4 protein-coding genes, 1 tRNA gene and 1 pseudogene are annotated in these 4,843 nt (G+C 66.2%); 3 read left to right on the forward strand and 3 right to left on the reverse strand.

Annotated elements, in window-relative coordinates:
- The 3 genes from EET03_RS15485 to EET03_RS15495 all read right to left on the reverse strand — a co-directional run.
- A partial coding sequence (locus EET03_RS15485; protein WP_136625705.1) for a PE family protein occupies positions 1–751 on the reverse strand: 751 nt, incomplete at its 3' end.
- Positions 752–865: 114 nt separating this feature from the next.
- Positions 866–1,396 (reverse strand): YbhB/YbcL family Raf kinase inhibitor-like protein, encoded by a 531-nt coding sequence (locus EET03_RS15490; protein WP_075542305.1) that lies wholly within the window; start codon positions 1,394–1,396, stop codon positions 866–868.
- 34 nt (positions 1,397–1,430) lie between these two features.
- Entirely contained in the window at positions 1,431–2,783 is a 1,353-nt protein-coding gene (locus EET03_RS15495) for a M20/M25/M40 family metallo-hydrolase (protein ID WP_075542306.1), read from the reverse strand.
- 140 nt (positions 2,784–2,923) lie between these two features.
- Between EET03_RS15495 and EET03_RS15500 the strand changes: the two genes are divergently transcribed.
- The 3 genes and pseudogenes from EET03_RS15500 to EET03_RS15515 all read left to right on the forward strand — a co-directional run bounded on the left by EET03_RS15500 (position 2,924) and on the right by EET03_RS15515 (position 4,562).
- Positions 2,924–3,009, forward strand: a tRNA-Leu gene (locus EET03_RS15500).
- Between the two features lie 660 nt (positions 3,010–3,669).
- Positions 3,670–4,124, forward strand: a pseudogene (locus EET03_RS31605) (type II toxin-antitoxin system Phd/YefM family antitoxin).
- 3 nt (positions 4,125–4,127) lie between these two features.
- The gene (locus EET03_RS15515; RefSeq protein WP_063470532.1) at positions 4,128–4,562 is read left to right on the forward strand and encodes a type II toxin-antitoxin system VapC family toxin; all 435 of its coding nucleotides are present in this window, start codon (positions 4,128–4,130) and stop codon (positions 4,560–4,562) included.
- Positions 4,563–4,843 lie beyond the last annotated feature (281 nt).

Below are 4,843 nucleotides of genomic sequence, written 5' to 3' on the forward strand. Positions count from 1 at the left end.
CGGCGGTGCCGGCGCCGCCGCCCCCACCGTCGCCGACGATGCCACGCCCTCCAGCGCCACCGGCACCGCCGCTGCCGAAAAGCCCGAGGCCACCGGCCCCGCCACCCCCACCGACGGCACCGCCGGTGCTGGTACCGCCGACGCCGCCGACGCCGCCCGGGCTGAACAATCCACCCATTCCGCCCTGCCCACCGGCGCCGCCGACACCGCCCGCACCGGTGGCGGCTCCTCCGGGACCGCCGGCACCGGCGGAGCCCAATAGCAGCCCAGCAGCGCCGCCGTTACCACCACGGCCTCCGGTTACGCCGTCCGCGCCGGACCCGCCGGCCCCCCCGTTGCCGATCAAGATGCCGCCGTCGCCGCCGTTTTGCCCAGTGCCAGGGATTCCGTTGGCGCCGTTGCCAATCAGCGGGCGCGCCAATAAAGCCCGGGTGGGCGCGTTGATCAGATCCAGCACAGACTGCGCAACGTTGGCCGCCTCCGCTTGGGCATAGGCTCCCCCGCCGGCTGCCAAAGCGGTGACGAACTGTGCGTGAAACTGCGCCGCCTGGGCGCTCAATGCCTGATATCGCTGCGCGTGCTCGCCGAACAGTGCCGCGATGGTCGCCGACACCTCATCGGAAGCCGCGGCCACCACGTTGATTGTCGGAGCCGCCGCCGCCGCGGCGGCTTCGCTGATCGCCGATCCGACGCTTGTCAGGTCCTGGGCAGCCGCCGTGATGAATTCCGGTGTCGCTATCACATAATTCATGGGCGCTTCCTTGCGTGATGGGGCCTATGCGCGGACGCATGAAGGGTACCGACCGTCACGACGAGCCGTCAGGCGAAATCGAGGAAACCCCTGTGGTTTCCCAGGTTCCGATACTTACGTCTGCTCGTAGGTCCCGTAGATGACGGCGCGGGCGATCGCGTGCTGGAACAGGTTGAAACCGAGAAAGGCCGGGCTGGCGTCTTCGCTCAGATCCAATTTCTCGACGTCCACCGCATGCACCGCAACGTAGTAGCGGTGCGCACCGTGCCCGGGCGGCGGTGCGGCGCCCACATAGCGGCGCATACCGGCATCGTTGACCAGCGTCAGTGCGCCGCCCGGCAGCTCGCGGCCGTCACCGGCGCCTTCGGGCAGCTCGGTCACCTCGGCGGGCAGATTGGCCACCGCCCAGTGCCAGAACCCGGACAGCGTCGGGGCGTCGGGATCGTAGACGGTGACCGCGAAGCTGCGGGTCTGCTCCGGAAAGCCCGACCAGCTCAGTTGCGGACTGGCATCCTGTCCGCCCGCGCCCATGATCCCGCTGACCTGCGCGGTGCGCAGCGGCTGGCCGTTGCTCACCGAATCCGAGGTCAGGCTGAAAGACGGCAGCTCGGGGAGTGCGGCATACGGGTCGGGCGGTGTTGTCATGCTCGGTCCTTTCGGATAGTCGGCAAACGGAACATCAGCAGTGGGTCAGGAAATGTGTCAGCACCTCGGTGCCGAACTTCAGCGCATCCACGGGTACCCGCTCATCGACACCGTGGAACAACGAGGTGAAATCCAGATCGGGCGGCAACCGCAGCGGGCTGAAGCCGAAGCAGCGAATCCCTAAGCGCGCGAAGGCCTTTGCGTCGGTACCGCCGGACAGCATGTAAGGCACTATGCGCCCGTCGGGATCGACGGCCAGCACCGCGGCGTTCATGGCGTCGACCAGATCGCCGTCGAAGCTGGTCTCATACGACGGCAGGTCCCGGATCCACTCCCGGGTGACGTCGGGGCCGATCAACTCGTCCACCTCGGCTTCGAAAGCCGCCTGCCGGCCGGGCAGTACCCGGCAGTCCACCACCGCCTCCGCGGTCGCGGGGACGACGTTGGCCTTGTATCCGGCCTTGAGCATGGTGGGGTTCGCGGTGTCGTGCAGCACCGCCTTGAGCATGCGGGCCATCGGGCCGAGCTTATCGATCACCCCGTCCAGGTCCGGCGAATCGGTGTCGAAGCTCAGGCCGGTCTCCTCGCTGACGGCGGCCAGGAACTCGGCCACGGTGTTGGTGCACACCAGCGGAAACTGGTGACGGCCCAGCCGGGCGACCGCTTCCGCGACGGCGGTCACCGCGTTCTGGTCGTGCACCATCGAGCCGTGCCCGGCGCGGCCGCGTGCCGTCAGGCGCATCCATTGGATGCCCTTCTCCGCCGTCTCGATCAGATACAGGCGGCGGTCACCGCCGTCGCGGCTCGGCACGGTCAAGGAGAAGCCGCCGACTTCTCCGATCGCCTCACTGACGCCGTCGAACAGATCGGGCCGGTTGTCGACCAACCACTGCGCGCCGTATTTGCCGCCGTGCTCCTCGTCGGCCACGAAGGCGAACACCAACTCCCGCGGCGGCACGATGCCGGCGCGCCGGAGATGGCGGGCGACCACGATCATCATCCCGACCATGTCTTTCATGTCGACCGCGCCGCGGCCCCAGACATAACCGTCTTCGATCGCGCCGGAAAACGGGTGCACGCTCCAATCGGCCGGTTCGGCCGGCACCACGTCCAGATGCCCGTGGATGAGCAACGCGCCCCGGGAACCGGCTTGACCCTTGGGGCCGGCCAGCCGGGCGAACACGTTGCCGCGCCCGGGCGCACCGGATTCCACATATTCCGGCTGGTAGCCGGCCTCGGCGAGCTGCTCGGCCACCCATTTCGCGCACTCGGCCTCGCCTTTGGTGGTTTCCGGGTCCCCGGTGTTGGTGGTGTCGAATCGGATCAACCTGCTGACAACCTCGGCAACGTCATCGCCCGCACCTGTCACAGTCACCTTTCCTACCACTCTTGGGCACTCCCGGCCCGTTTCTGAGGTGGTCCGCCCATCCGGATCCACCGGGCGGGCGGCGGCCGGAGCCGCGAGCCCGGTTGGGCTGACGCGAGCCGATCGGATAGCCTTAGCTGCCAACCCATGTGAGTGGTTTTGTCCGAGTGGCGGAATGGCAGACGCGCTAGCTTGAGGTGCTAGTGCCCTACTAATGGGCGTGGGGGTTCAAGTCCCCCCTCGGACACAATTTGTTAGCTAAAGATATAGAAAACCCGCCCTGAACTAGATCAGAGCGGGTTTTCGTCATTTGCTGATATCGATTGGGCATCGCGTTGATGTCCTAAATCTGTCGTACGGCGGGAACGGCGAGTATCCCATTGCGGTGCTATGCCGCGGAGTGTCACCGTGGTGCTCGTACGGAACGAGCGCAGGACGACCGCAGAAGAGCATGACGCATTCAGCGGGCTCGCGGGCTACGAAAGAAGACGAACGAACCGCTACCAATGTCGGTCGGGCGCCACGTTGGTCCGGCTTTTGCAGACTTTGTCGGTGACCTAGACAAGTGGAGCCAACTGTTCTGGGACGCTTACACCAGCTTGAAGCACTCTCCGTCATACGAATACGATCCAAGCGATATCGAGGTCCTTGGCGACTCAGGCCAACTGTTGCTACTCGGAGAGTTGTTGAATCGGGTCGCTGACAACAGAACGCCAATGAAGGTGATCGCCAGCAGTCACCGAACACAGCACCTCAAGCAGAGAATTCAAAACCTCGTTGCTGCAAGCTAGACCCGGCGTCCGACACGACACCGAGGCGCTGCCGTCGCCATTCAGCTGACCACGAATGCCAGCTGCGCCGAAGTCCCACCGGGGACGGCAAACACCTTCCGCCGCAACACCTTCGGATGCGGCTTGGACGGAAGGCGACCAGCCGCCATGACATCGACCTTCTCGGCGTCGCCAGCACCACCGACGAATCGGTGTACCGGCCCGTTGCCACCTCGCCTCGGGCTTGCGCAGGTCAATCTCTCAGGTCGTTCTTGCCGCACTCAGTAGTGATATGTACAACTCATGGTTCAGTGAGTGTACAGTTCAGGGTGTGGATGTATCCGTGACCGAGTTGCGCGCGCACCTCAGCGATTGGCTCGATCGAGCTCGGGCTGGTGCTGAGGTCGTCATCACCGACCGTGGAATTCCGATCGCGCGACTCGCCGCGCTGGACAGCGCAGGCACCTTGGAGCGTCTCACGGCCGAAGGCGTAATTGGCAAGGCCACCGCGCAGCGGCCCGTCGCTGCGGGTCGGTCCGGGCCCCGACCGCGGCGGCCGGTGTCTGACCGGGTCAGCGACCAGCGGCGCTGACCGGTGCCGCTCGTCTACTTCGACGCCAGCGCCTTCGTCAAACTTCTCACCGCCGAGACAGGGAGCTCGCTGGCGGCCGCGCTCTGGGACGGCTGCGACGCCGCATTGTCCAGCCGCCTGGCCTACCCCGAAGTCCGCGCCGCACTCGCTGCAGCAGCCCGCAATCACGACCTAACCGAATCCGAGCTCGCCGATGCCGAGCGTGACTGGGAGGACTTCTGGGCCGCCACCCGCCCAGTTGAACTCACGGCGGCGGTTGAACAGCACGCCGGCCGCCTCGCCCGAGCCCATGCCTTGCGTGGAGCCGACGCTGTTCATCTAGCCTGCGCGTTGGCTGTCGGTGAACCCGGCCTGATCGTCGCCGTTTGGGACCGACGCCTGCACACCGGAGCCCAAGCCGCCGGGTGTCGAGTCGCCCCCGCCCAACTCGACCCCTAGCCCCACCGCTCGACATCAGAGTGGGGGACGACGATCAGGTACCGATTCGCCAGGTCAGGACACCTGTGTCGCAGACGGCCAAGTCCCCTCGGACACAAGTGTGATGAACCGCAACGACCGCATCCGAGCGACGGGCTGCCCGCAGGCCGCGCTAAGGACTCGTGATTAAATAACGTCGTTTTTGCTGGTTTCGGGCGCTACGGTTGTGCTATGGCGGATCTGGCGGACTCGGTGGCGCGGCGGTACGCGGTGATGGGACCGCATTTGTCGGAGTTTCAGCG

Origin of the sequence: Mycobacterium innocens (genome assembly GCF_900566055.1) — a bacterium.
GTDB classification, from domain to species: Bacteria; Actinomycetota; Actinomycetes; order Mycobacteriales; family Mycobacteriaceae; genus Mycobacterium; species Mycobacterium innocens.